This window comes from Amycolatopsis sp. NPDC104863 (genome assembly GCF_055582965.1).
Window position 1 is genome coordinate 86,532 of the sequence record NZ_JBVJOW010000010.1, and the last position, 20,069, is coordinate 106,600.

At 72.0% G+C, this 20,069-nt stretch carries 22 protein-coding genes; 10 read left to right on the forward strand and 12 right to left on the reverse strand.

The window, feature by feature from the left end:
• Nucleotides 1–129: 129 nt before the first annotated feature.
• The 3 genes from ACZ63J_RS41705 to ACZ63J_RS41715 form a co-directional block, all read right to left on the reverse strand.
• A complete protein-coding gene (locus tag ACZ63J_RS41705; protein WP_465407473.1) occupies nt 130–1,941 on the reverse strand; it encodes a proprotein convertase P-domain-containing protein in 1,812 nt (603 codons plus the stop codon).
• Between the two features lie 85 nt (nt 1,942–2,026).
• Nucleotides 2,027–2,923 (reverse strand): XRE family transcriptional regulator, encoded by an 897-nt coding sequence (locus ACZ63J_RS41710; protein WP_465407475.1) that lies wholly within the window; start codon nt 2,921–2,923, stop codon nt 2,027–2,029.
• 52 nt (nt 2,924–2,975) lie between these two features.
• The gene (locus tag ACZ63J_RS41715) at nt 2,976–4,205 is read right to left on the reverse strand and encodes an MFS transporter (RefSeq protein WP_465407477.1); all 1,230 of its coding nucleotides are present in this window, start codon (nt 4,203–4,205) and stop codon (nt 2,976–2,978) included.
• 49 nt (nt 4,206–4,254) lie between these two features.
• On the opposite strand from ACZ63J_RS41715, the gene ACZ63J_RS41720 reads away from it, so the two are divergent.
• The 6 genes from ACZ63J_RS41720 (at nt 4,255) to ACZ63J_RS41745 (ending at nt 8,944) form a co-directional block, all read left to right on the forward strand.
• The gene (locus ACZ63J_RS41720) at nt 4,255–4,938 is read left to right on the forward strand and encodes a FadR/GntR family transcriptional regulator (protein WP_465407479.1); all 684 of its coding nucleotides are present in this window, start codon (nt 4,255–4,257) and stop codon (nt 4,936–4,938) included.
• Nucleotides 4,939–5,271: 333 nt separating this feature from the next.
• A complete protein-coding gene (locus ACZ63J_RS41725; RefSeq protein WP_465407481.1) occupies nt 5,272–5,748 on the forward strand; it encodes a phosphotransferase in 477 nt (158 codons plus the stop codon).
• 4 nt (nt 5,749–5,752) lie between these two features.
• A complete protein-coding gene (locus ACZ63J_RS41730) occupies nt 5,753–6,244 on the forward strand; it encodes a toxin-antitoxin system HicB family antitoxin (RefSeq protein ID WP_465310686.1) in 492 nt (163 codons plus the stop codon).
• 69 nt (nt 6,245–6,313) lie between these two features.
• Entirely contained in the window at nt 6,314–7,156 is an 843-nt protein-coding gene (locus ACZ63J_RS41735) for a DUF4097 family beta strand repeat-containing protein (RefSeq protein ID WP_465340304.1), read from the forward strand.
• Between the two features lie 28 nt (nt 7,157–7,184).
• On the forward strand, nt 7,185–8,141 hold the full coding sequence (locus ACZ63J_RS41740) for an ATP-binding cassette domain-containing protein (protein ID WP_465407483.1): 957 nt from the start codon (nt 7,185–7,187) through the stop codon (nt 8,139–8,141).
• Complete coding sequence (locus tag ACZ63J_RS41745) at nt 8,141–8,944, forward strand: ABC transporter permease (protein WP_465340302.1); 804 nt, start codon at nt 8,141–8,143, stop codon at nt 8,942–8,944. Before ACZ63J_RS41740 ends, ACZ63J_RS41745 begins: the two co-directional genes overlap by 1 nt.
• A gap of 1 nt (nt 8,945) precedes the next feature.
• Here the strand turns inward: ACZ63J_RS41745 and map are convergent, their stop codons facing one another.
• From map to ACZ63J_RS41760, 3 genes are all read right to left on the reverse strand, one after another.
• Entirely contained in the window at nt 8,946–9,803 is an 858-nt protein-coding gene (gene map, locus ACZ63J_RS41750; RefSeq protein ID WP_465340301.1) for a type I methionyl aminopeptidase, read from the reverse strand.
• Between the two features lie 23 nt (nt 9,804–9,826).
• On the reverse strand, nt 9,827–11,623 hold the full coding sequence (locus ACZ63J_RS41755) for a penicillin-binding transpeptidase domain-containing protein (RefSeq protein ID WP_465407485.1): 1,797 nt from the start codon (nt 11,621–11,623) through the stop codon (nt 9,827–9,829).
• Between the two features lie 61 nt (nt 11,624–11,684).
• Nucleotides 11,685–12,539: a GNAT family N-acetyltransferase gene (locus tag ACZ63J_RS41760; protein WP_465310680.1), complete on the reverse strand. Its 855-nt coding sequence runs from the start codon at nt 12,537–12,539 to the stop codon at nt 11,685–11,687.
• 100 nt (nt 12,540–12,639) lie between these two features.
• Between ACZ63J_RS41760 and ACZ63J_RS41765 the strand changes: the two genes are divergently transcribed.
• Nucleotides 12,640–12,846 (forward strand): DUF4177 domain-containing protein, encoded by a 207-nt coding sequence (locus ACZ63J_RS41765; protein ID WP_013223931.1) that lies wholly within the window; start codon nt 12,640–12,642, stop codon nt 12,844–12,846.
• Nucleotides 12,847–12,855: 9 nt separating this feature from the next.
• Here ACZ63J_RS41765 and ACZ63J_RS41770 read toward each other — a convergent pair whose 3' ends face one another.
• Both ACZ63J_RS41770 and ACZ63J_RS41775 read right to left on the reverse strand, forming a co-directional pair.
• Nucleotides 12,856–13,245: a VOC family protein gene (locus tag ACZ63J_RS41770; RefSeq protein ID WP_465310678.1), complete on the reverse strand. Its 390-nt coding sequence runs from the start codon at nt 13,243–13,245 to the stop codon at nt 12,856–12,858.
• Entirely contained in the window at nt 13,242–14,048 is an 807-nt protein-coding gene (locus ACZ63J_RS41775) for a helix-turn-helix domain-containing protein (protein WP_465340298.1), read from the reverse strand. Before ACZ63J_RS41775 ends, ACZ63J_RS41770 begins: the two co-directional genes overlap by 4 nt.
• Before the next feature lie 81 nt (nt 14,049–14,129).
• Between ACZ63J_RS41775 and ACZ63J_RS41780 the strand changes: the two genes are divergently transcribed.
• Nucleotides 14,130–14,384 (forward strand): hypothetical protein, encoded by a 255-nt coding sequence (locus ACZ63J_RS41780; protein WP_247062465.1) that lies wholly within the window; start codon nt 14,130–14,132, stop codon nt 14,382–14,384.
• Here the strand turns inward: ACZ63J_RS41780 and ACZ63J_RS41785 are convergent.
• The 4 genes from ACZ63J_RS41785 to dxr form a co-directional block, all read right to left on the reverse strand.
• Nucleotides 14,373–14,945 carry a class I SAM-dependent methyltransferase gene (locus ACZ63J_RS41785; RefSeq protein ID WP_465407488.1) on the reverse strand — a complete coding sequence of 191 codons (573 nt, stop codon included), beginning with the start codon at nt 14,943–14,945 and terminating at the stop codon, nt 14,373–14,375. The genes ACZ63J_RS41780 and ACZ63J_RS41785 overlap by 12 nt on opposite strands.
• A gap of 52 nt (nt 14,946–14,997) precedes the next feature.
• Complete coding sequence (gene ispG, locus ACZ63J_RS41790) at nt 14,998–16,149, reverse strand: flavodoxin-dependent (E)-4-hydroxy-3-methylbut-2-enyl-diphosphate synthase (protein WP_465439912.1); 1,152 nt, start codon at nt 16,147–16,149, stop codon at nt 14,998–15,000.
• Nucleotides 16,150–16,267: 118 nt separating this feature from the next.
• Entirely contained in the window at nt 16,268–17,482 is a 1,215-nt protein-coding gene (locus ACZ63J_RS41795) for a M50 family metallopeptidase (protein ID WP_465401796.1), read from the reverse strand.
• Between the two features lie 3 nt (nt 17,483–17,485).
• Nucleotides 17,486–18,688 (reverse strand): 1-deoxy-D-xylulose-5-phosphate reductoisomerase, encoded by a 1,203-nt coding sequence (gene dxr / locus ACZ63J_RS41800; RefSeq protein ID WP_465401795.1) that lies wholly within the window; start codon nt 18,686–18,688, stop codon nt 17,486–17,488.
• A 406-nt stretch (nt 18,689–19,094) separates the two neighbouring features.
• Between dxr and ACZ63J_RS41805 the strand changes: the two genes are divergently transcribed.
• The gene (locus ACZ63J_RS41805; protein ID WP_465310672.1) at nt 19,095–19,349 is read left to right on the forward strand and encodes a DUF2631 domain-containing protein; all 255 of its coding nucleotides are present in this window, start codon (nt 19,095–19,097) and stop codon (nt 19,347–19,349) included.
• Nucleotides 19,350–19,375: 26 nt separating this feature from the next.
• Entirely contained in the window at nt 19,376–20,035 is a 660-nt protein-coding gene (locus tag ACZ63J_RS41810; RefSeq protein ID WP_465340294.1) for a peptidylprolyl isomerase, read from the forward strand.
• Nucleotides 20,036–20,069 lie beyond the last annotated feature (34 nt).

Consider the following 20,069-nt stretch of genomic DNA (forward strand, 5'->3'; position numbering starts at 1 on the left):
TTGGTGTCCCACGCCAGGTGCGGGATCCACCCGGAGATACGGGAGCTGGTGGAAAACACCTTCCCCACCCTCCCCTGGGATGGATCCACCGCGGGCCGGGCGGGGTGACCCCCCGGCCCGCGGGAGTCCCTAGAGCGTGATCGACCAGGTGTCGAGGGTGCCGGTGTCGCCGGGCCCGTAGTCGGTCACGCGCAGCTGCCACTTGCCGGACGCCGGGGTCGCCGTCGCCGGCACGGTGAACGTCCGCGCGCCGCTCCACGGCGTGCAGGTGCTGCCGCCGCTGTACTTGAGCGCGTACGCCTTGCCTCGCGGGTCGAGCAGCGTGATGCCGAGGTCTTCGGCGCACGTGTGGCGGATGGTCAGCGAGACGCCGATCGTGGTGGCCGCGCTGCCGGTGAGCGTCGAGGCGATCGGGCTGAACACCTGCTGGTAGTCACGGATCGCGTAGTCCGTGTCGTTGGTCAGCGTGCGGTTGCCACCGCCACCGGCCTGCGTCCGGGCCGACACCGCCGCGCTCGCGGGCGACGCGTTCCCGGCCGCGTCCTTCGCCTTGATCGTGAAGGAGTACGCCGTGTCCGGGTTGAGGCCGCTGACCGTCGCGCTGGTCCCCGCGACGCTCGTGGCGAGCGCGGAGCCGTTGTAGACGTCGTAACCGGTGACACCGACGTTGTCCGTCGAAGCGTCCCAGGCGAGCGAGACGCTGTTCGACGTCGTGCCGGTGGAACGCGGGTTGCCGGGCGCGCTCGGCGCCGTCGTGTCGCCGGTGCCGCCGCTGGTCACCAGGGTGAGCTGCCACTTGTTCAGCGCCTCGATCACCGGCTGGAACAGGGACATGTCGCCGTCGGACGGGTTCTGGACGCACTGGGACGGGCCGCCGTCGTGCAGGCCGGTCGCCTTGTCGCCGAGCAGCCAGCCGCCGCCGGAGTCCCCGCCGAGCGAACACGCCGTGGTCCAGGTCAGGTCGTCGATGACCAGGCCGTTGCCGTAGTCGGCGGACTTGTGCGTGTACTTCACTTCACCGCACTGCCAGTGCGAAGTGTTGCCGGAGTGGCAGACGCGGTCACCGACCATCGCCTCGGCCGCGCCGGTGAGCGTGACCGCCGGCTGGCCCCAGGTGTTCACCGACGCCGAGAGGTTCCAGCCCGCCTCCGTCACCGCGACGACGCCCATGTCGCCTTCGCGGCCGTTGACGCTGTGCGTGCCGCCGACGTTCGACGTGCCGATCTTGTTCTGCTGGCCCGAAGCGCCGTACGCGGCCTGGTTGACGTCGTTCGTGCAGTGGCCCGCGGTGAGGAAGTGCTTGGCACCGGCGGAATCCGTCACCGGGAAGCCGACCGAGCAGTTCGACTCGCTGCCCGGCCACCACGGGTTGCCGGTCTGGATCGTGCCGGACTGCTGGCGCGGCGACGACGTCGTCTCGGTGATCCGGACGCCGAGATCCTTCACCCGGGAAAGGAAACTCTCGGTCGCCGCGGTCTTCTTCGTCCGGTCGACGTCGACGGCGACGTCGTTGGCGCGGACGTCGACACCCCAGCCGTAAACACCGGGCACGCCGCCGCCGACCAGCTCGCGGACCGCCGCGTCGGTGCGGTCCAGCTCGGCCTGGCCGCGCGCCACGACCTGCGCCGCGGCACCCGCTTCACGCGCTTGGTCAGCGGCTTCGGCGGTGGTGACGGCGACAGTCAGCTTCCCGGCGGCCGCGTCGAACCACTGCCCGGCCGACTTCGCGCGCACCGCGGCGGGCAGGGCCGCGGCCAGCCGGTGGGCGCCGTCCTGGGCGGTGAGCTGGGCGCGGGCCTGGTCCGCGGTGAGCCCGAACGCCACGGCGACACCGGCGATCTCGGCCGGCGGGTGGTCCGGTGCCGCGGCTTCGGCGGGCGTCAGGCCCAGCCCGAGCGCGGCCAACGCGGCCACGCTCGTGACGGAAACGATTCTGCGCATCGGTTTCTCCTCGAATCGGCGAGTGGCGTGCGCAGACCGTAGAACGCGGCAAACACCGGATTGAAGATCCGGAAGTCCTTAACAGTTAACTGGCGGGCCAGTCCCATTCGAACCCGTACCGGCCGGGGCCGAAGTTCAGCGCGACCCCGTGCACCGCACCGGATTCCGGGACGACGTCGGTGAGTTCGCCGGGCTCGGCGAACCGGCGGCACACCGCCGGGACCGCTTCGGGCGAGAACCGGATTTCGAGCACGTATTCGCGGACCGGCAAGCGGAACTTGCGTTCGTAGTTCGTCGCGACCGGGTGCGGCGCGCGATTCACGAGCGTGTGTTCGGTGAGCACCGTTTCGCCGCGCAGGAGCGGCCGGGCGAAAAGCAGTTCGACAACGAGGAGGCCGTCCTCGGGCCGGTGCACACTGCGGCCCGGGCGGCAGCCGCGCAGGCCGCGCAGCTCCGGCAGCGGCCGGTCGTGCTCGTCGAGGTGCAGGATCACCACCCAGCGGTCGGGGCCGTCGGCCTCGGCGCGCAGCACCTGCCGCGACCGGATCTCCAGCTCCTCGCGGCCGGCGCCGACGAGGACGACGTCGTGCTGGCCGATCCGGGTCAGCCGCTCGTCCCACCGGGTGTCCACATCGGACACCGCGGCGTCGACGCGCCGCCCGTCCGGCCAGAACCGGCTGAGCTCGGCGGGCGCGGACCGGCGCACCCGCGGCGGCCCGAGCAGCGAGACGAGCGAACCCGCGGGCACCTCGAGCACGGCTTCGAGCTGCCCCAGTCCACGCACCGAATCCCTCCGCTCGGGGCGGCTGCGGCCGGACTGCCAGTAGCTCAGCGTCGCCGTTGTCACCGTGACACCGCGGGCGCGCAGGTGCTCACGCAGGCGGTCGAGGCTCAGGCCGCGGGCGCGGATGGCCGCGCGCAGGGCGGCGTCGAACGGGCCCACGCGCAGCAACGTCCCGAGGTCCGGCGACGGCACGGCCATCCGGTGATCTTAAGCCGCGCCGACCCGGGCGAAAGCCGTTAACAGTTAAGAGTCAGACAAACCGGTGACGGCCGGCGAGCGCGCCGAACACCATCTGGACCAGCAGCAGGACCAGGAGCATGGCCAGCGGCACCGGCCAGCCGCCCGCGACGTCGTGCAGCAGGCCGAACAGGAACGGGCCCAGCGCCGCGAAGAGGTACCCGAAGCCCTGCGCCATGCCGGAGAGCCGCGCGGTGTCGGCGCCGGTGCGGGCGCGCAGCGCGATCACCGTCAGGGCCAGGGAGAACACGCTCATCCCGAGGCCGATCAGGATGCTCCAGAGCAGCGGCGACCACGCCGGGGCCAGCATCAGCCCGGCCGTGCCGGCGAAGCCGAACACCCCGAGCACGACGATCCAGCCGCCCTGCCCGCGCTGCCGGGCCGCCATCGGCGCGACGAACAGGCTGATCGGCACGGCGATCAGCGCGACCAGGCCGAACAGCAGCCCGGCGTCACCGCGCGACACCCCGGCGTCCATCAGCACCTGCGGGAACCAGCCCATCGCGGCGTAGGCGTAGAAGGCCTGCAGGCCGAAGAAGACGGTGACGATCCACGCCAGCCGGTTGCCCAGCAGCGACCGGCCGGCTTCGGCCGCGTCGGAGTGGCGCGGGACCCGGCCGGTGCCGCGGGCTGCGAGAATCCACGCCAGCAACGCGACGACGGCCACCACCGCCCAGCTGCCCAGGGCCGGCCGCCAGCCGCCGAACGCGTCGCCGAGCTGCGGGGTCACCGCCGACCCGAGCGCGCCGCCACCCTGCAGGGCGGCGGTGTAGACGCCGGTCATCAGGCCGATGCGAGCCGGGAAGGAGCCCTTGATGACCACCGGGATGAGTACGTTGACCAGGGCGATCCCCGCGGTGGCGACGAGGGTCCCGCCGAGCACCACGGCCGGGCCGTCGAGCACGCGCAGCACGAGCCCGGCGCCGAGCGCGATCAGCGCGATCGCGATGGCGGCGCCGATCCCGGCGCGGCGGGCGAGCAGCGGCGCGGCCAGCCCGGCGCCGGCGAAGCAGAGCGTCGGCAACGTCGTGAGCACCCCGGCCCAGACCCCGGACGTGCCCAGGTCGGCGCGCATTTCGGCGAGCATCGGGCCGACGCCCGTGATGGCCGGGCGCAGGTTGAGGGCGGTGAGCACCACCGCGACCGCGAGCAGCGCGCCGGCGGCGACCACGCCCGGTGTGCGCAGCTCCACGGCGCCGTCCAGCTCGGGTTCGAGGGCGGATTCACGGTGTTCGACGGGCATGACCGCTACTATCGCATACGTAGGATGATTGGATGAAGGGATAACAGCTGTGCCTCTGGCCACCACCCGCCGGGCCGGCCTCGTCGACCAGGTCATCGAGCAGCTGCGGACCGCGGTCACGCAGGGCGAATGGCCCATCGGCGAGCGCATCCCGACCGAAGCGGAGCTCGTCGACCAGCTCGGCGTCGGGCGCAACACCGTCCGCGAGGCCGTCCGCGCGCTCGCGCACACGGGCATCCTCGAAGTCCGCCAAGGTGACGGCACCTACGTGCGCGCCACCAGCGAGGTGTCCGGCGCGATCCGCCGGCTCTGCGGCTCCGAGCTGCGTGAAGTCCTCCAGGTGCGCCGCACCCTCGAGGTCGAGGGCGCCCGGCTCGCCGCCACCGAGCGGACGCAGGAGGAGGTCGCCGAGCTGTGGTCGATCCTCGCCCGCCGTGAGCTCGAGCTGAACGAAGGACGCTGGGAGGACTTCGCCCGCACGGACGCCGAGTTCCACTGCGCGGTCGTCCGCAGCGGGCACAACCAGCTGCTCACCGAGCTCTACCGCGGGCTGACCGAGGTCATCACGGCGAGCGTCGCGGCGACGGCGAACATCACGCCGGGCACCGACCACCTGCCCGAGATCGGGCACGAAGGGCTGGCCGACGCCATCGCCAAGCGCGACCCCAAGCGGGCCACCGCCGAGGCCTGCGGGTTCCTGGACGAGCTCCTGGAGCGCCTCGAACGCGAATGACCATGCACCCGGGTCAGCACCCGATCGACGACGACCTCGTCCGGCGCCTGGTCGCCGCCCAGTTCCCGCGCTGGGCCGGCCTGCCGGTGCGGCACCAGCGTCCGGGGGCACCCTGGTCGCACGGCTGCCTCTGGTGGCCGGCGGCGCCCAGGACGTCGCGCTGGAACGGGAGTAGCTGCCCCGGCTCGCGCCGCGGCTGCCCTTCGCGATCCCCGAGATGGTGGGCGCCGGGGGTATCCGTGGTCGGTGTAACGGTGGCTGCCGGGCGAGAACCCGGTGTGCCGAGCGACCCGGTGCGGCTCGCCGAGGACCTGGCCGAGTTTCGTGACGGCGATGCGGAGCATCACCCTGCCCGGCGCGCCCCGGGCCCACCGCGGCGGTCCGCTCGCCATGCTCGACGCGCCGACCCGCGCGGCGATCGAAGCCCTGCGCGGGATCCCGCAGGAGAACGTCGACTGCGACGCCGCGGCCGCCGTCTGGGAAGAAGCGCTGCGCGGCCCGGACTGGGAGGGCCCGCCGGTCTGGCTGCACGCCGACCTCATGCCGGGCAACCTGCTGGTCGACGGCGGCCGGCTGAGCGCCGTCATCGATTTCGGCTGCACGGGTGTCGGCGACCCGGCCTGCGACCTGTTCCCCGCCTGGAACCTCCTGCCGTCTTCCGCAAAGCGCTCGACGTCGACGACGCCACCTGGAGCCGCGGTCGCGCGCGGACGCTGTCCCAGGCGTTGCCCGGCACGTGCTTGGCACCACTCTGAACCCCTAAGGGTGCCAATTCAGGGTTGCCGTGGTGCCATCGCGGTGCCACAGTAGTGCCATGGACCTGACGCCCTTCGTGGACGAACTCCGCCGGGAGCTCGCGGTCGCCGCCGAGGCGGCGGGTGAGGAAGCCGTCGCCCTCGCCGAGCGGCTCACCGCGCCGCTCGAGTCGGCGATCCGGCTGACCCTGCTCGACGCGCTTTCGGCGGCGGCCGACGAGATCACCCGCGACCTCGCGCCCGGCTCCGTCGAGGTGCGCCTGCGCCGCCGCGAAGCCGAGTTCGCGGTCGCGCTGCCGGCCCAGCCCGAGCCGGCGCCGGAAGAAGCGCCGGCGCCCCCGCCCGAGGCCGACGACGGCGCCGTCTCCCGGATCAACCTGCGGCTGCCCGAGCAGCTCAAGCAGCGCGTCGAGGAGGCCGCGAACCGCGACCAGCTCTCGATCAACGCCTGGCTCGTCCGGGCCGCGAACGCCGCGCTCGGCCCCGGCCGGAGCCAGAGCACCCACCGCCGGTCGATGTTCGGTGAGAAGTACACCGGCTGGGTCCAGTAACCCTTTCCCTTTCCCGTCACGTCTCCGACCTGCGGAGACGCCATCCGAGCACCCCAGGAGGGCGCAGCCATGCCGTTTTTCGCCACCCCCGAGCCGATCACGGCCACGATCGACGTCAGCATCGCGGACGTCCGGATCGTCGCCGGGGAGCGCGCGGAAACCACCGTCGAGGTCGAACCCGCCGACCCGTCCGACAACGAAGACCTCAAGGCCGTCGCGAAGACCCGCGTCGAGTTCGCCGACGGCCAGCTGCTGGTCAAGGGCCCGAAGTACACCACCAAGCTGTGGGGCAAGGGCGGCGCCCTGCACATCTCGGTCGAGCTGCCGGCCGGCTCGCGGGTCAAGACGTCGGCCGCGCTGGGGGACGTCCGGGTCAGCGGCCGCGTCGGCGAGAGCCGCATCAAGACCTCCGTCGGCAACATCCACCTCGACGAGGTGGCCCGGCTCGAGGCGAGCACGTCGACCGGCGACGTCACCATCGAGCGGGTCACCGGGCACGCCGAGGTCGGCACCGCCTCCGGCGAGCTGCGGATCCGCGAGATCGACGGCACCGCCGAGCTGAAGAACTCCAACGGCGAGACCCGCGTCGGCGAGGTCACCGGCGACCTGCGGGTCAGCACCGCGAACGGCGACATCGTCGTCGACCACGCCCACGCGGGCGTGCACGCCAAGACCGCCGCCGGCGACATCCGGATCGGCGAGGTCATCCGCGACACCGTCGTCCTCGAGACCGCGGTCGGCGAGATCGAGGTCGGCATCCGCGAGGGCAGCGCCGCCTGGCTCGAGCTCAACTCGCTGACCGGCACCGTGCACAACTCGCTCACCCCGTCCGACGGTCCCGGCGGGACCAGCGAGACGGTCCAGGTCAAGGCCCACACCTACACCGGCGACGTCGTCATCCGCCGCGCCTGAAGTTTCCCTTACCCAGAAAGGAAGTCCGATGCCAGACGCCATCGTGGCCGAAGGGCTCGTCAAGAAGTACGGGAGCGTCACCGCGCTCGACGGGATGTCGCTCGCGGTGCCCGAAGGCACCGTGCTGGGGGTGCTCGGGCCGAACGGCGCCGGGAAGACCACCACCGTCCAGATCCTCACCACCCTGCAGAAGCCGGACGCGGGCCACGCGACGGTCGCCGGGTTCGACGTCTTGCGGGACGCGCACGAGCTGCGTTCGCACATCGGCGCGTCGGGCCAGTACGCCGCGGTCGACCAGGAGCTGACCGGGGCCGAGAACCTCGAGATGGTCGGGCGGCTCTACCACCTGGGCACCAGGCGGGCCAAGGCCCGCGGCCGGGAGCTGCTGGCCCGGTTCGGCCTGGAGGAGGCCGCCGACCGCCCGGTGAAGGGGTATTCCGGCGGCATGCGACGCCGGCTCGACCTGGCCGGCGCGCTCGTCGCGAACCCGCCGGTGCTGTTCCTCGACGAGCCCACGACCGGGCTCGACCCGCGCGCCCGCACCGACCTCTGGGAGGTCATCACCGAGCTGGTCGCGGGCGGCACGACCCTGCTGCTGACCACGCAGTACCTCGAAGAGGCCGACCGGCTGGCCGACAGCATCGCCGTCGTCGACCACGGCCGCGTCATCGCGCGCGGCACGGCCGACGAGCTCAAGGACCTCGTCGGCGGCGAGCGGATCGAGCTGGTCGTCGGCACGCACGACGACGTCGTCGTGGCGCAGCGGACGCTCGCCCGGCTGGCCAGCGGCGAGTCGCAGGCCGAGGGCTTCCGGCTCACCGTGCCCGTGAGTCACGGCGCGAAAGCGCTTACCGAAGCGCTGGCCCTGCTCGCCGTGGAAGGCGTCGACGTCCGCGACGTCGGTGTCCGCCGCCCCACCCTCGACGACGTTTTCCTCACCCTCACCGGCCACGACGTGACCGAGACCGAATTGGAGGCCGTGTGATGAACGCAGTGCAGATGGCCGTGACCGACGGCGTGACCGTGGCCAAGCGCAACTCGATCAAGATCCTCCGGTCGCTGGACCTGCTCGGGTCCATCGTGTTCATGCCGGTGATGTTCGTGCTGCTGTTCGGGTACGTGTTCGGCAGCGTGATCGACATCCCGGGCATGTCGTACCGCGAGTTCATGCTGCCGGGGATCTTCACGCTCGCGGTGGCGATGGGCAGCATCGTCACCGGCTACGGGCTGACCGACGACCTGCAGAAGGGCCTCATCGACCGGTTCCGGTCGCTGCCGATGTCCCCGGCGGCGGTGCTGATCGGGCGGACCACCGCCGACCTCATCCTCAACGTGACGAGCCTGCTCATCATGGGACTGGTGGGCCTGCTCGTCGGCTGGCGCATCCACACCGGCGTCTTCGAAGCGCTGGGCGGAGTGCTTCTGCTGCTGGCCTTCGCGTACGCGCTGTCGTGGGTGATGGGGACACTCGGGCTCGCCGTGCGCAAGCCCGAGGTGTTCAACAACGTCTCGAGCGTGGCGATCTTCCCGCTGACGTTCCTGGCCAACACGTTCGTCGACAGCGGCCGGCTGCCCACCCCGCTGAGGGTGATCGCGGACTGGAACCCGGTCTCGGCGATCACGCAGGCGGCGCGCGAGCTGTTCGGCAACACGAGCGCGGCGATGCCGGTGCACGACGTCTGGCCGATGCAGCACGCGGTGCTGGCGTCGGTGCTGTGGATCGCGGTGCTGCTGGCGGTCTTCGTGCCGCTTTCGGTGCGCTGCTACAAGAAGGCGACCAGCCACTGACTCACGGCAGCGTGAGGATCTCGCTGCCGTCGGCCGTCACCACGAGGGTGTGCTCGAACTGGGCCGTCCACTTCTTGTCCTTCGTGGTGACGGTCCAGTCGTCGGACCAGATGTCGTAGTCGATCGTGCCCAGCGTGATCATCGGCTCGATCGTGAAGGTCATGCCCTCCTCGATCACCGTGTCGACGGAGGGCTCTTCGTAGTGCAGGACCGTCGGGGGCGTGTGGAACGCCGGGCCGACCCCGTGGCCGGTGAAGTCGCGGACCACGCCGTAGCCGAAGCGCTTCGCGTACGCCTCGATGACCCGGCCGATCACGTTGAGCTGACGGCCCGGGCGGACAGCCTTGATCGCCCGCATCGTCGCCTCGCGGGTGCGCTCCACCAGCAGGCGGGCCTCCTCGGAGACGTCGCCGGCCAGGAACGTCGCGTTCGTGTCGCCGTGGACACCGCCGATGTAGGCCGTGACGTCGATGTTGCAGATGTCGCCGTCCTCGATGGGCGTCGAGTCCGGGATGCCGTGGCAGATCACCTCGTTGAGCGAGGTGCAGCACGACTTCGGGAACCGGCGGTAGCCCAGCGTCGAGGGGTAGGCGTGGTGGTCGAGCAGGAACTCGTGCACCACCTTGTCGATGTCGTCGGTGGTGGCGCCCGGCTTGACGGCCTTGCCGCCCTCCTCCAGCGCCTGCGCCGCGATCCGGCTCGCGATCCGCATCGCCTCGATCACCTCGGGCGTGCGCACGCCGTTGCCGGTGTCCCGCTTCGGCGCCGGCTTGTCCACGTACTCGGGACGGGCGATGGAAGTGGGGACGTCACGGCGCGGCGTCTGGACGCCGGGCACCAGCGGGGCACGAACGGACATGCCCCCACCTTACGACGGGCCGCTCAGCCGATCGCCGCCAGGAACCGGTGCGCAGCCTGCACCGCCGGTTTGGACGACCCGGCCTCGGTCAGCAGCACCGCGAACGCCAGGTCGCCGCGGTAGCCGACGAACCAGCCGTGCGAGCGGGAGCCGTCGCCGAACTGGGCGGTGCCGGTCTTGCCCGCGACGTCCGAGATGTCCCGCAGCCCGGTCGCGGTGCCCGCGGTGACGACCTCGCGCATCATCCCGCGCAGCGCCCCGAGCACCTCGTCCGACGGCGCGTCGCCGACGTTGTTCGTGGTCGCGGGCATCCCCTTGACGATCGACGGCGTCGGCACCTTCCCCGCCTGCACGGCCGCCGCGACCAGCGCCATGCCGAACGGGCTGGTCACCACGGTGCCCTGGCCGAAGCCGTTCTCCGCGCGCTGGACGGCCGAGTCGCTGGCCGGGACCGCGCCGGTGACCGTCGTCAGACCGGGGACGACGAAGTCCGCGCCGAGGCCGAAGGAGCGGGCGGCGTCGGTGAGGGCCGAAGCCGGGAGACCGGCGGCGAGGCGCGCGAAGGTCGTGTTGCACGAGCGCGCGAACGCCGTCTTCAGCGGCACGCGGCCGAGGTCGAAGCGGCCTTCGTTGGGGATGACGCGGTTTTCGATCGTCGTGGTGCCCGGGCAGTCGACCGGGCTGCCCGCGTCCACGTCGCCGGTCGAGAGCGCCGCCGCCGCCGTGACGATCTTGAACGTCGACCCCGGCGGGTACCGGCCGGACAGCGCCAGCGAACCCTCCTCGTCGGCCGCGGTGTTCTGCGCCACGGCGAGGATGTCCCCGCTCGAAGGCTGGATCGCCACCAGCGCGGCCGGGTAGTCCTCGGTGGCGAGGGCCTTCTCGGCGGCGTCCTGGATCTTCGCGCTGAGCGTGCTGGTGACCGCGGGCGCCGGCCGCGGCGGCTCGGCCCGCAGCTCGGCGGCCTCGCCGCCGGTGACGTCCCGGGTGACGATCCGCCAGCCCGCCGCCCCGGCCAGCTCCTGCTCGACCAGCGCCCGGATGCCCGGCAGCACCTGCTGCCCGGACCCGCGGGTGACCGGCAGCAGCCGCTCCTGGCTGGCGAACCGGACGCCGGGCAGGTCGTAGATCACCGGCTTGACGCGCTGGTAGTCGCCCGCGCGCAGGGTGATCACCGGGTAGGCGTCCCCGGGCTTGGTCTTGTTCATCCCGTCGAGCACCGACCGGCCGGTGACCGACGGCTCGAACCGGTGCAGCGCCTTCGCGAGCGACCCCGCGACGGCGGTCGAGTCCCCCGTCTTCTGCGGGTCGACGACCACACCCACCACGGTCTGCGGGCGCATCAGCGGCACGCCGTCGCGGTCGAGGACCGGCGCGGTCTCGGGCAGCTGCGGCAGCAGGCCGAGGGTCTGGCCGACGGCCAGCTGCGGGTGCACGACGGTCGGCTGCCAGTGCACCTGCCAGCCGGTCTCGGCCGCGCGCAGCTGGGCGTCGGCGCGGTAGGTCCAGGTGCGCTCGTGCGGCAGGTGCCAGGTGAGCTGGTAGCCGGCGGTGACGGTGTCGCCGTTCGCCGGCTCCTTCACCTCTTCGTCGTCGACGTCGAGGGACTCCGGCTCGAGCACGGCGCGGACCTGGGACAGCACGGTCCTGGCCGCGTCCGGCGAGTCGGTGCCGGCGGCCGCGGCGGCGACGTCCCCGGACGCGACGGCGTCCAGGAAGGCGGAGAGGGCGTCCTCGGGACTGTCGCCCGAGCAGCCGGCCGTGGTCGCGGCGACGAGCAGCAGCACCGCGAGCACACCGCGGCGTCGACGTGCACTCATGGCCGGATGATGCCTGGTCAGCGGGGGTGTCCCAGCCCCGAAACGCCGCCACGGAAGAGTGCTAGAACAGCACCGTCGCGTACTGGCCGACCTGCTGGAACCCGATCTTGCGGTAGGCCGCGAGGGCGGGGGTGTTGAAGGCGTTGACGTAGAGGCTGGCGGTCCGGCCCAGGCCGCGGACCAGCCGGTTCACCACCGCGGCCGTGCCGGCGGTGCCGACACCGCCACCCCGGCGTTCGGGGTGCACCCAGACACCCTGGATCTGCCCGACGGTCGCCGACATCGCGCCGATCTCGGCCTTGAACACGACCTCGCCGTTCTCGAACCGGGCGAACGCGCGCCCGGCGCCGATCAGCTCGGTGACCCGCGCGCGGTAGCTGGCCCCGCCGTCCCCGCTGCGCGGGTCGACACCGACCTCTTCGATGAACATGGCGACGGCCGCGGGCAGGTAGCGCTCGAGCTCGTCCGGGCGCACCGCGCGGACCTGCGGATCGGCGGCGACCAGCGGGGTGCTGTCCAGCGCCATCAGCGGCTGGTCACCCCGGATCTCGCGCGCCGGGCCCCACTCGTCGGCCAGCTCGTCCCACAGCCCGAGCACCTGCTCGGCCGGCCCGACCAGCGAAGAGCAGGTCCGCTGCCGGCGCAGCGCGCGATCGGCGAAGGAGCGCAACGCGGGCGCGTTACCGCGCAGCGGGATGAGGTTCGGGCCGGCGAAGCACAGCCCTTGGAGCCGTCCGGCCCGGACCGGACGGCTGTCGGCGGCCCAGAGCTCACCACCGAGCCGCCACGGGTCGAGGCCCGCGGCCTCGACCCGGGCGCTGACCATGCAGCTGCCCACCGGGTCGGCGGCGAGCGCGGCACGGACCGCCGGATAGTCCCGATCATCGAGCAGCCGTGCACCTGCAAGCCGCAACACGGGGTCCAGGGTGCCAGATGAACAGCCGAAACGGAACGCGAGGCCCCGGACACGCTCAGATGAACGGCCGGCGCCGCGTCGCGCGGGCAGAATCGGAGGCATGCAGCGCTACACGTACAAGGTCGTCGAGGTCCGGGAAAAGCTCCTCGGCGGCAAGATGTCGGGCGACAAGCTCGAGAAACTGCTCAACGACCACGCGGAGGACGGCTGGCAGCTGAAGGCCATCACTTCGGCGGAGGTGAAGGGCCGCGTCGGACCCGGTGGCGTCGACGGACTGCTGGTCACCTTCGAGCGGCCGGTGCAGTAGCGGGGCCGGTCAGGCGCCGCGGTAGCTGCCGATCGTCCACGCGTTGCCCTCCGGGTCGCGGAGGCTGAACGTGTGGGAGCCGTAGTCGGTGTCCGTCAGCGGCGCCGTGATCTCCGCACCGGACCGCTTGACGCGGTCGTGGATCTCGTCGACCTTGTCCGACACGACGTACACCGCGCCCGTGCCGGGCTTCATCGCGTCGTGGACGCCGTCCGGGCCGCGGACGCTGCCCAGCATCACCGCGCCGCCCTCGGGCCAGCGCAGCTCGGCGTGCGCGATCAGGTCGCCCTCGGGCACCACCAGCGTTTCGGTGAAGCCCAGGACGTCGACGAGGAAGCGGACGGCCGCCGGGGCGTCGTCGTAACGCAGGGCGGGCCAGACGTTCGGTTCAGGAGTCATACCCGGGAGTCTTGTCCCGCGCCCACCTCCTCGTCTTGGAGGAACGGGAGCTCCTCGGCGATCCACGTGCCCGGCGTGCAGCCGGCCAGCGCGCGCCACTCGTTGCTCAGGTGCGCCTGGTCGTAGAACCCGCACTCGACGGCCAGCGCGGCCAGGTCGCTCTGCCCTTGCCGCAGCAGCCGCGTGGCCCGCTCGAACCGCAGCACCCGCGCCGCCTGCTTCGGCGCCAGGCCCAGCTCCGTGCGGAAGCGCTCACCGAGGTGACGGCGGCTCCAGCCGACCTCGCCGGCGAGGTCGGCGACGCGCACCTGCCCGTCGGCGCCGCGCATCCGGCGCCACGCCTCCCCCAGCTCGGGCGGCGCGGCCACCGGCTCGACGGCCCGGGCGGCCAGGACGTCGTCGAGCAGCGTGAACCGCTCGGCCCACGTAGGCAGCTCGGCCAGCCGCGCCGCCAGCGAGCCGAGGCCGAAGTCGGCGAGGTCGGCCACCTCGCCGCTCAGCTCCGCCGCGGTGACACCGAACAGCGTGCGCACGCCCAGCGGGTCGAGCTCCAGCTGCAGCCCCTCCTGCACGCGGTCCTGCCGGATCAGCACCGCGCGGGTGTGCAGCCCGCCGACCAGCGCCTGCAGGCTGCGCCCGGCCATCCGCACCGGCCCGGCCAGGCTGATGACCAGCGTCACGTGCCGGGACGGCAGCCCGCGGTGCACCGGCAGCGTCACGTCGTCCTGCGCATACCCGACATAGCGCGTGACCAGGGGCCGCACCACCGGGTGCGGCTGCCGGACGGCCCAGGTCACGCTCACGAAACCAGCGTAAACGTCACCACCGACAGTTCGGGTTTCTGCTAACACGGAAGGTGCGTCCCCCCGCGGAAGGAACCCCCGATGACGATCCAGGAGCAGGCGCAGCAGCTGGAGCTGCTCGCCGACCAGGTGCCCACCGGCATCGCGCTCGCCACGAAGAGCGACCTCGAAGACCTGCAGGCCCAGGTGATGGGCCTGCTCGGGGAGACGTCGACCGCGACCGCGATCCAAGGCTCGATCCAGCTGGCCTCCCAGCAGATCGACGAGGTCGCGGCCGCGCTGGAGAACGTCCGGCTGCAGATCCGCGACGCCGCCCAGCACCACCTACAGGGCTGAGTAGTGGGAGCGGACGGCCGGCTGGCCCGTGTAGTTGGGGCCGGCCCGGTCGTCCGCGCCGAGGTAGCGGAAGGGCAGGGTCCCGGTGAACGGGCCGGTGCGCCGGATCCGGCGGGTCCGCGAGTCGTAGGCGAAACCCGCCTCTCGCAAGGCGGGCAGCACCCGCCGTGCGCCACCGGCCAGCTGAACGCCGGAGACGTCGAAGTTCGCCACGAACACGCCGTCTTCGCTCAGCCAGGACGCCGCCCGCAGCAGCGCGCCCAGCTTGTCGCCGACGTAGTGCAGCCCGTGGACGCAGGTGACGAGGTCGAACCGGGCGGTGGGCTCCCACGCCGTGATCGACGCCGTCACGAACCGGACCGGCCCGGCCGCCGCGAAGTACCCGACCAGGTCGACGCCGGTGATGTCGAGGTCGGGCCGGACCGCGGCCGCGTCCAGAAGCGCGCGCCCGCTGCCACAGCACAGATCCAGCCAGCGCGCGCCCGGTGGCAGGCCCAGGATGTCGAACCCGAGGACCCGCGAATAACCGTCGCGCCCGGCCAACCGCCGTTCGCGGTTCATCGCGCGGTTGGCGACGACGGACGACGCCTCCAGAGCGTCGTCCGTCAGCAGCTCAGCCAGCGGTGACCACGGGCTCGCCCTGGCCGAGGGACTCCCCGGCCTCCTCGGCGATGCGCATGGCCTCTTCGATCAGCGTCTCGACGATCGCGTGCTCCGGCACGGTCTTGATGACCTCGCCCTTCACGAAAATCTGGCCCTTGCCATTACCGGACGCGACACCCAGATCAGCCTCGCGGGCCTCGCCCGGGCCGTTGACAACGCAGCCCATGACAGCCACCCGCAGCGGGATCTCCATCCCCTCCAGCCCGGCGGTGACCTGCTCGGCGAGGGTGTAGACGTCGACCTGCGCGCGCCCGCACGACGGGCACGACACGATCTCCAGCTTCCGCTGCTTCAAGTTCAGCGACTGCAGGATCTGGATGCCGACCTTGACCTCTTCGACCGGCGGCGCCGACAACGACACGCGGATCGTGTCGCCGATGCCCTGGCGCAGCAGCGCGCCGAACGCCACTGCCGACTTGATCGTGCCCTGGAACGCCGGACCGGCCTCGGTGACGCCGAGGTGCAGCGGGTAGTCGCACTGCTCCGCGAGGATCTCGTACGCGCGGACCATGACCACCGGGTCGTTGTGCTTCACCGAGATCTTGATGTCGTGGAAGTCGTGCTCGGCGAACAACGACGCCTCCCACAACGCCGACTCGGCCAGCGCTTCCGGGGTCGCCTTGCCGTACTTGTCCATGATCCGCTTGTCCAGCGAACCGGCGTTGACGCCGATCCGGATCGGCGTCCCGTGGTCCTTCGCCGCCTGCGCGATTTCCTTGACCTGGTCGTCGAACTTGCGGATGTTGCCCGGGTTCACCCGCACCGCGGCGCAGCCCGCCTCGATCGCGGCGAACACGTACTTCGGCTGGAAGTGGATGTCGGCGATCACCGGGATCTGCGACTTGCGCGCGATCGCGGGCAACGCCTCGGCGTCATCGGCCGACGGGCACGCCACCCGCACGACGTCGCAGCCCGCCGCGGTCAGCTCCGCGATCTGCTGCAGCGTCGCGTTGACGTCGGAGGTGAGCGTCGTGGTCATCGACTGGACGGAGATCGGGTGCTCGCTGCCGACACCGACCGGGCCCACCTGGAGCTGGCGGGTCTTGCGGCGCTCGGACAGGACGGGCGGGGGCAGGGCTGGCATACCGAGTGCGACGGTCACGGCCTCCAGCGTACCTACCCCGACCGGGCCACCCGCACCAAGTCAACCGTCACGGTGAGCAGCATTACGGCGTGTGCGGCACGCCACAGAGGGGCCGGAACCCCTCCGTGGCGGGGCGCTACTGCAAGCGAATCGGGTTGACGATGTCCGCGGTCACCGTGAGTAGCGTGACCGCACCGCCGATGAGCACCAGGACCATCGTGATCCCGGACAACCTGGTGTAGTCGACGGGCCCGCCGGCCACCTTGCCGCGGCGCGCGCGGATCCAGTCGCGGATGCGCTCGTACCAGACCACCGCGATGTGCCCGCCGTCGAGCGGGAGCAGCGGCAGCAGGTTGAACACGCCGATGAAGAAGTTCAGGCTGGCCAGCAGGAAGAAGAACAGCACCCAGATGCCCCGCTCGACGGCCTCACCGCCGATCCGGCTCGCGCCGACGACGCTGACCGGGGTGTTCGGGTCGCGCTCGCCGCCGAAGATCGCCGTGACGACGGCGGGGATGCGCTCGGGGAACTCGACGAGCCGCTGCGCCGTCTCGGCGAACATCGTGCCGGTGAAGCTGAAGGTGGCGCCGACCGCGGCGACCGGGCCGTACTGCGTGGTCAGCGCCGGAGCCTGCGCCGACGCGCCGATCATGCCGACGCTCTTGACGCCGGCGCTGGTCCAGCGCTGCACCTTGGGCACGTCGACGGTGAGGTTCAGCGTCTGGCCGTTGCGCAGCACCTGGAACGGCGTCGGGCCGCTGGTGGCCTGCACGGCGGCGAGCATCTCGTCCCAGGTCGCGATCGGCTTCCCGCCGACGGACACGATCTTGTCGCCGGGCAGCAGGCCCGCCGACTTGGCCGGGGTCGGCGCGCCCGCCGGGCAGCTGGTGTCCTTGGCCTGCTCCTCGGTCGTGGTCGACCGGGCGCACGACGTCGAGGCCAGGATCGGCTCGGTCGAGGCGGGCGCCAGGTTCGGCAGCCCCATCGTCACGGCCATCAGGTAGAGCACGACGAAGCCGAGGATGAAGTGGGTGACCGACCCGGCGCTCATGACGACCGTGCGCTTCCAGGTCTTGAACCGCCACATCGCGCGCGGCGCCTCGTCCGGCGTCACCTCGTCGAGCGCGGTCATGCCGGCGATGTCGCAGAACCCGCCGAGCGGGATCCACTTCAGGCCGTATTCGGTCTCCCCGCGGCGCCACGAGAACACCGTGGGGCCGAAGCCCACGAAGTACCGGCGGACCTTCATGCCGAAGGCCTTCGCGGTGACCATGTGGCCGGCCTCGTGCAGTGCGACGGAGACGCAGATCCCCAGCGCGAAGAGCACCACACCGATGATGTAGGCGAGCACCCGCTACTTCCCCTCGATGATCGAACCGGCCCGGGCGCGAGCCCAGCGCTCGGCCGCGAGAACGTCCTCGACGTCGCGTGGTTCGCGACGCCATTCGTCGGCGGCTCCCACCACCTCGGAAACAGTGTCCACTATCGACGTGAAGCGGGCGTTCTGCGCCAGGAACGCCGCGACGAGCTCTTCGTTCGCCGCGTTGTAGACGGCGGGCAGGCAACCGCCCACGGTGCCGCAGTGCCGGGCGAGCTCGACGGCCGGGAAGGCGTCGTCGTCCAGCGGCTCGAAAGTCCAGGTCGCGGCCTTGTCCCAGGTGCACGCGGGGGCGGCATCGGGCACCCGGTCGGGCCAGTGCAGCGCGAGCGCGATCGGCAGCCGCATGTCCGGCGGGCTGGCCTGGGCGATCGTCGAGCCGTCGGTGAAGGTCACCATCGAGTGCACGATCGACTGCGGGTGCACAGTGACGTCGATCTTCTCCGGCGCGATGTCGAAGAGCAGCGCCGCCTCGATCAGCTCCAGGCCCTTGTTGACCAGCGTCGCCGAGTTGATCGTGATCAGCGGGCCCATCGACCAGGTCGGGTGGGCCATGGCCTGCTCGACGGTGACGTCGGCGAGCTCGGCGCGCTTGCGGCCGCGGAACGGGCCGCCCGAAGCGGTGAGCACGAGCCGGGCGACCTCGGTTTTGTGCCCCGCTCGTAGCGCCTGCGCGATCGCCGAGTGCTCGGAGTCGACCGGCACGAGCTGCCCGGGCTTCGCGGCGGCGAGCACCAGCGGCCCGCCGGCGATGAGCGACTCCTTGTTCGCGAGCGCGAGGGTGGCGCCGGTGGCGAGCGCCTTGAGCGTCGGCTCGAGGCCCCGCGAGCCGGGCAGGGCGTTGAGGACGGTGTCGACGGGCACGGCGTCGATGAGGTCGGTGACGGCGTCGGAGCCCGCGAAGAGCCGCGGGAGCTTGAAGTCGCCTTGGTTGTAGCCGCGCTTCTGCGCTTCGGCGTAGAGCGCGAGCTGAACGTCCTCGGCGGCGGTGGCCTTGGTCACGGCGACGGCTTCGACACCATGGGCGAGCGCCTGCGCGGCGAGCGCGGCCGGATCGGCCCCACCCGCGGCGATCCCGGCCACCCGGAAGAGATGCGGGTTGCGCGCGGCGACGTCGAGGGCCTGCACACCGATGGACCCGGTCGAGCCGAGCACGAGAACGCTTCGCGAGGTAGTCATCGCGGGTCATTGTCGCGCGGGGCGTGTCTGTGGCGCACCCGGAGGTTGCCCTCGGGTGGGCCGGGGTCCTCGGCGCTCCTCGGCGCGGTCCGCGGCACCCCGTCCGCGTCCGCGGTGCGCCCGGAGTTCCCTCGGGTGGGCCTGGATCGCCGACGCCAGCGGAGGGCCGTCTCCGCTCGGTCAGCGACACCCCGCCCGCGCCCGGTCTGCGGCTCTCGTGGCTGGCCGCCACCACGCGGGGGCATCCCCCGGCGCGCCTCGAGCGGGCCGGAGTCCTCAGCGCTCCGCGGCACCCGATCCGCGGGCTCTCACAAGTGGCCACCACCACGCGGGCCGTGTCCGCGGCGCGCCCGGAGGTGTGGGATCATCTGGGCGTCCGTGGTTCAAGGGTCTTGAGGAGTTCATCGTGGCAGGCAAGGCGGTCGAGAAGCGGCCCGAGGTCGACCCCCGCGACGAACCGTCCGCCGCCTGGGGCTGGCACGGGTCGTTCCCGAAGGCCACCCGGATCGCCGGCTGGCTCAGCGCGATCATCCTGCTCGTGATGATCAAGGGCAACCACGAGAACAACACCGAGAACGTCTGGCTCGTCGGCCTCTCGCTGTTCCTGATCCTGCTGCTCGTGCTGGACATCCGCAAGCAGCGCACGGCCTGGCGCAAGTAGTCGGTGAACGGCTAACGTCCCGGGGCATGAAGCTGCGCTGGGGTCTGGCCCTCGTCGGTGTGCTGGGTGCGTTGCTGGTGGCCCCGGCCACGGCATCGGCGTCTCCGGTGGTGACCCGGTGTTCGTTCACCCCGACACCCGACAACCCCGCCGCCCGGCCGGTCGTGCGCCCGCTGCCGTTCGCGCTGACGCGCGGGACCGTCGACGTGACGTTCCGCTTCAACTACGGCCCGGTGACGGTGCGGCTGAACCGCGCCGGGGCGGCGCCCTGCGCGGTGCACAACATGGTTTCGCTGATCGCCCAGCGGTTCTACGACCGCTCGCAGTGCTGGCGGCTGTCGAACTCCGCCCGCCTCGGCGTCCTGCAGTGCGGCGACATCTACGAAGTCGAGAAGGGCGGCCCGGGCTACAAGTTCCCGGACGAGGTCACCGGTGCGGAGACCTACCCGCGCGGCACCGTGGCCATGGGGAACCAGGGGCCGGGGACGAACGGGTCCGAGTTCTTCATCGTGCATTCCTTCGCGAACATCCCGGCCAGCTACTCGGTGCTGGGAACCGTCGTGCGCGGCATGTCGGCGATCGACCACATGGTGGCGGACGGGATCATCCCGACCGACCCGAACGGCCCCCTCGACGGCGCACCGGCGCACCCGGTGAAGATCCAGCGGGCCTCGCTCGGCTGGTAGCCCACCCGATACGTCACCCCACCGAGTGAATGGC

Bases quoted from the DNA above. Each gene is read 5' to 3' on its own strand.
- ACZ63J_RS41705 (WP_465407473.1), bottom strand. From the start codon at position 1,941: ATGCGCAGAATCGTTTCCGTCACGAGCGTGGCCGCGTTGGCCGCGCTC.
- ACZ63J_RS41710 (WP_465407475.1), bottom strand. From the start codon at position 2,923: ATGGCCGTGCCGTCGCCGGACCTCGGGACGTTGCTGCGCGTGGGCCCG.
- ACZ63J_RS41715 (WP_465407477.1), bottom strand. From the start codon at position 4,205: ATGCCCGTCGAACACCGTGAATCCGCCCTCGAACCCGAGCTGGACGGC.
- ACZ63J_RS41725 (WP_465407481.1), top strand. From the start codon at position 5,272: ATGCGGAGCATCACCCTGCCCGGCGCGCCCCGGGCCCACCGCGGCGGT.
- ACZ63J_RS41730 (WP_465310686.1), top strand. From the start codon at position 5,753: ATGGACCTGACGCCCTTCGTGGACGAACTCCGCCGGGAGCTCGCGGTC.
- ACZ63J_RS41735 (WP_465340304.1), top strand. From the start codon at position 6,314: ATGCCGTTTTTCGCCACCCCCGAGCCGATCACGGCCACGATCGACGTC.
- ACZ63J_RS41740 (WP_465407483.1), top strand. From the start codon at position 7,185: ATGCCAGACGCCATCGTGGCCGAAGGGCTCGTCAAGAAGTACGGGAGC.
- ACZ63J_RS41745 (WP_465340302.1), top strand. From the start codon at position 8,141: ATGAACGCAGTGCAGATGGCCGTGACCGACGGCGTGACCGTGGCCAAG.
- map (WP_465340301.1), bottom strand. From the start codon at position 9,803: ATGTCCGTTCGTGCCCCGCTGGTGCCCGGCGTCCAGACGCCGCGCCGT.
- ACZ63J_RS41755 (WP_465407485.1), bottom strand. From the start codon at position 11,623: ATGAGTGCACGTCGACGCCGCGGTGTGCTCGCGGTGCTGCTGCTCGTC.
- ACZ63J_RS41765 (WP_013223931.1), top strand. From the start codon at position 12,640: ATGCAGCGCTACACGTACAAGGTCGTCGAGGTCCGGGAAAAGCTCCTC.
- ACZ63J_RS41770 (WP_465310678.1), bottom strand. From the start codon at position 13,245: ATGACTCCTGAACCGAACGTCTGGCCCGCCCTGCGTTACGACGACGCC.
- ACZ63J_RS41780 (WP_247062465.1), top strand. From the start codon at position 14,130: ATGACGATCCAGGAGCAGGCGCAGCAGCTGGAGCTGCTCGCCGACCAG.
- ACZ63J_RS41785 (WP_465407488.1), bottom strand. From the start codon at position 14,945: ATGAACCGCGAACGGCGGTTGGCCGGGCGCGACGGTTATTCGCGGGTC.
- dxr (WP_465401795.1), bottom strand. From the start codon at position 18,688: ATGACTACCTCGCGAAGCGTTCTCGTGCTCGGCTCGACCGGGTCCATC.
- ACZ63J_RS41810 (WP_465340294.1), top strand. From the start codon at position 19,376: ATGAAGCTGCGCTGGGGTCTGGCCCTCGTCGGTGTGCTGGGTGCGTTG.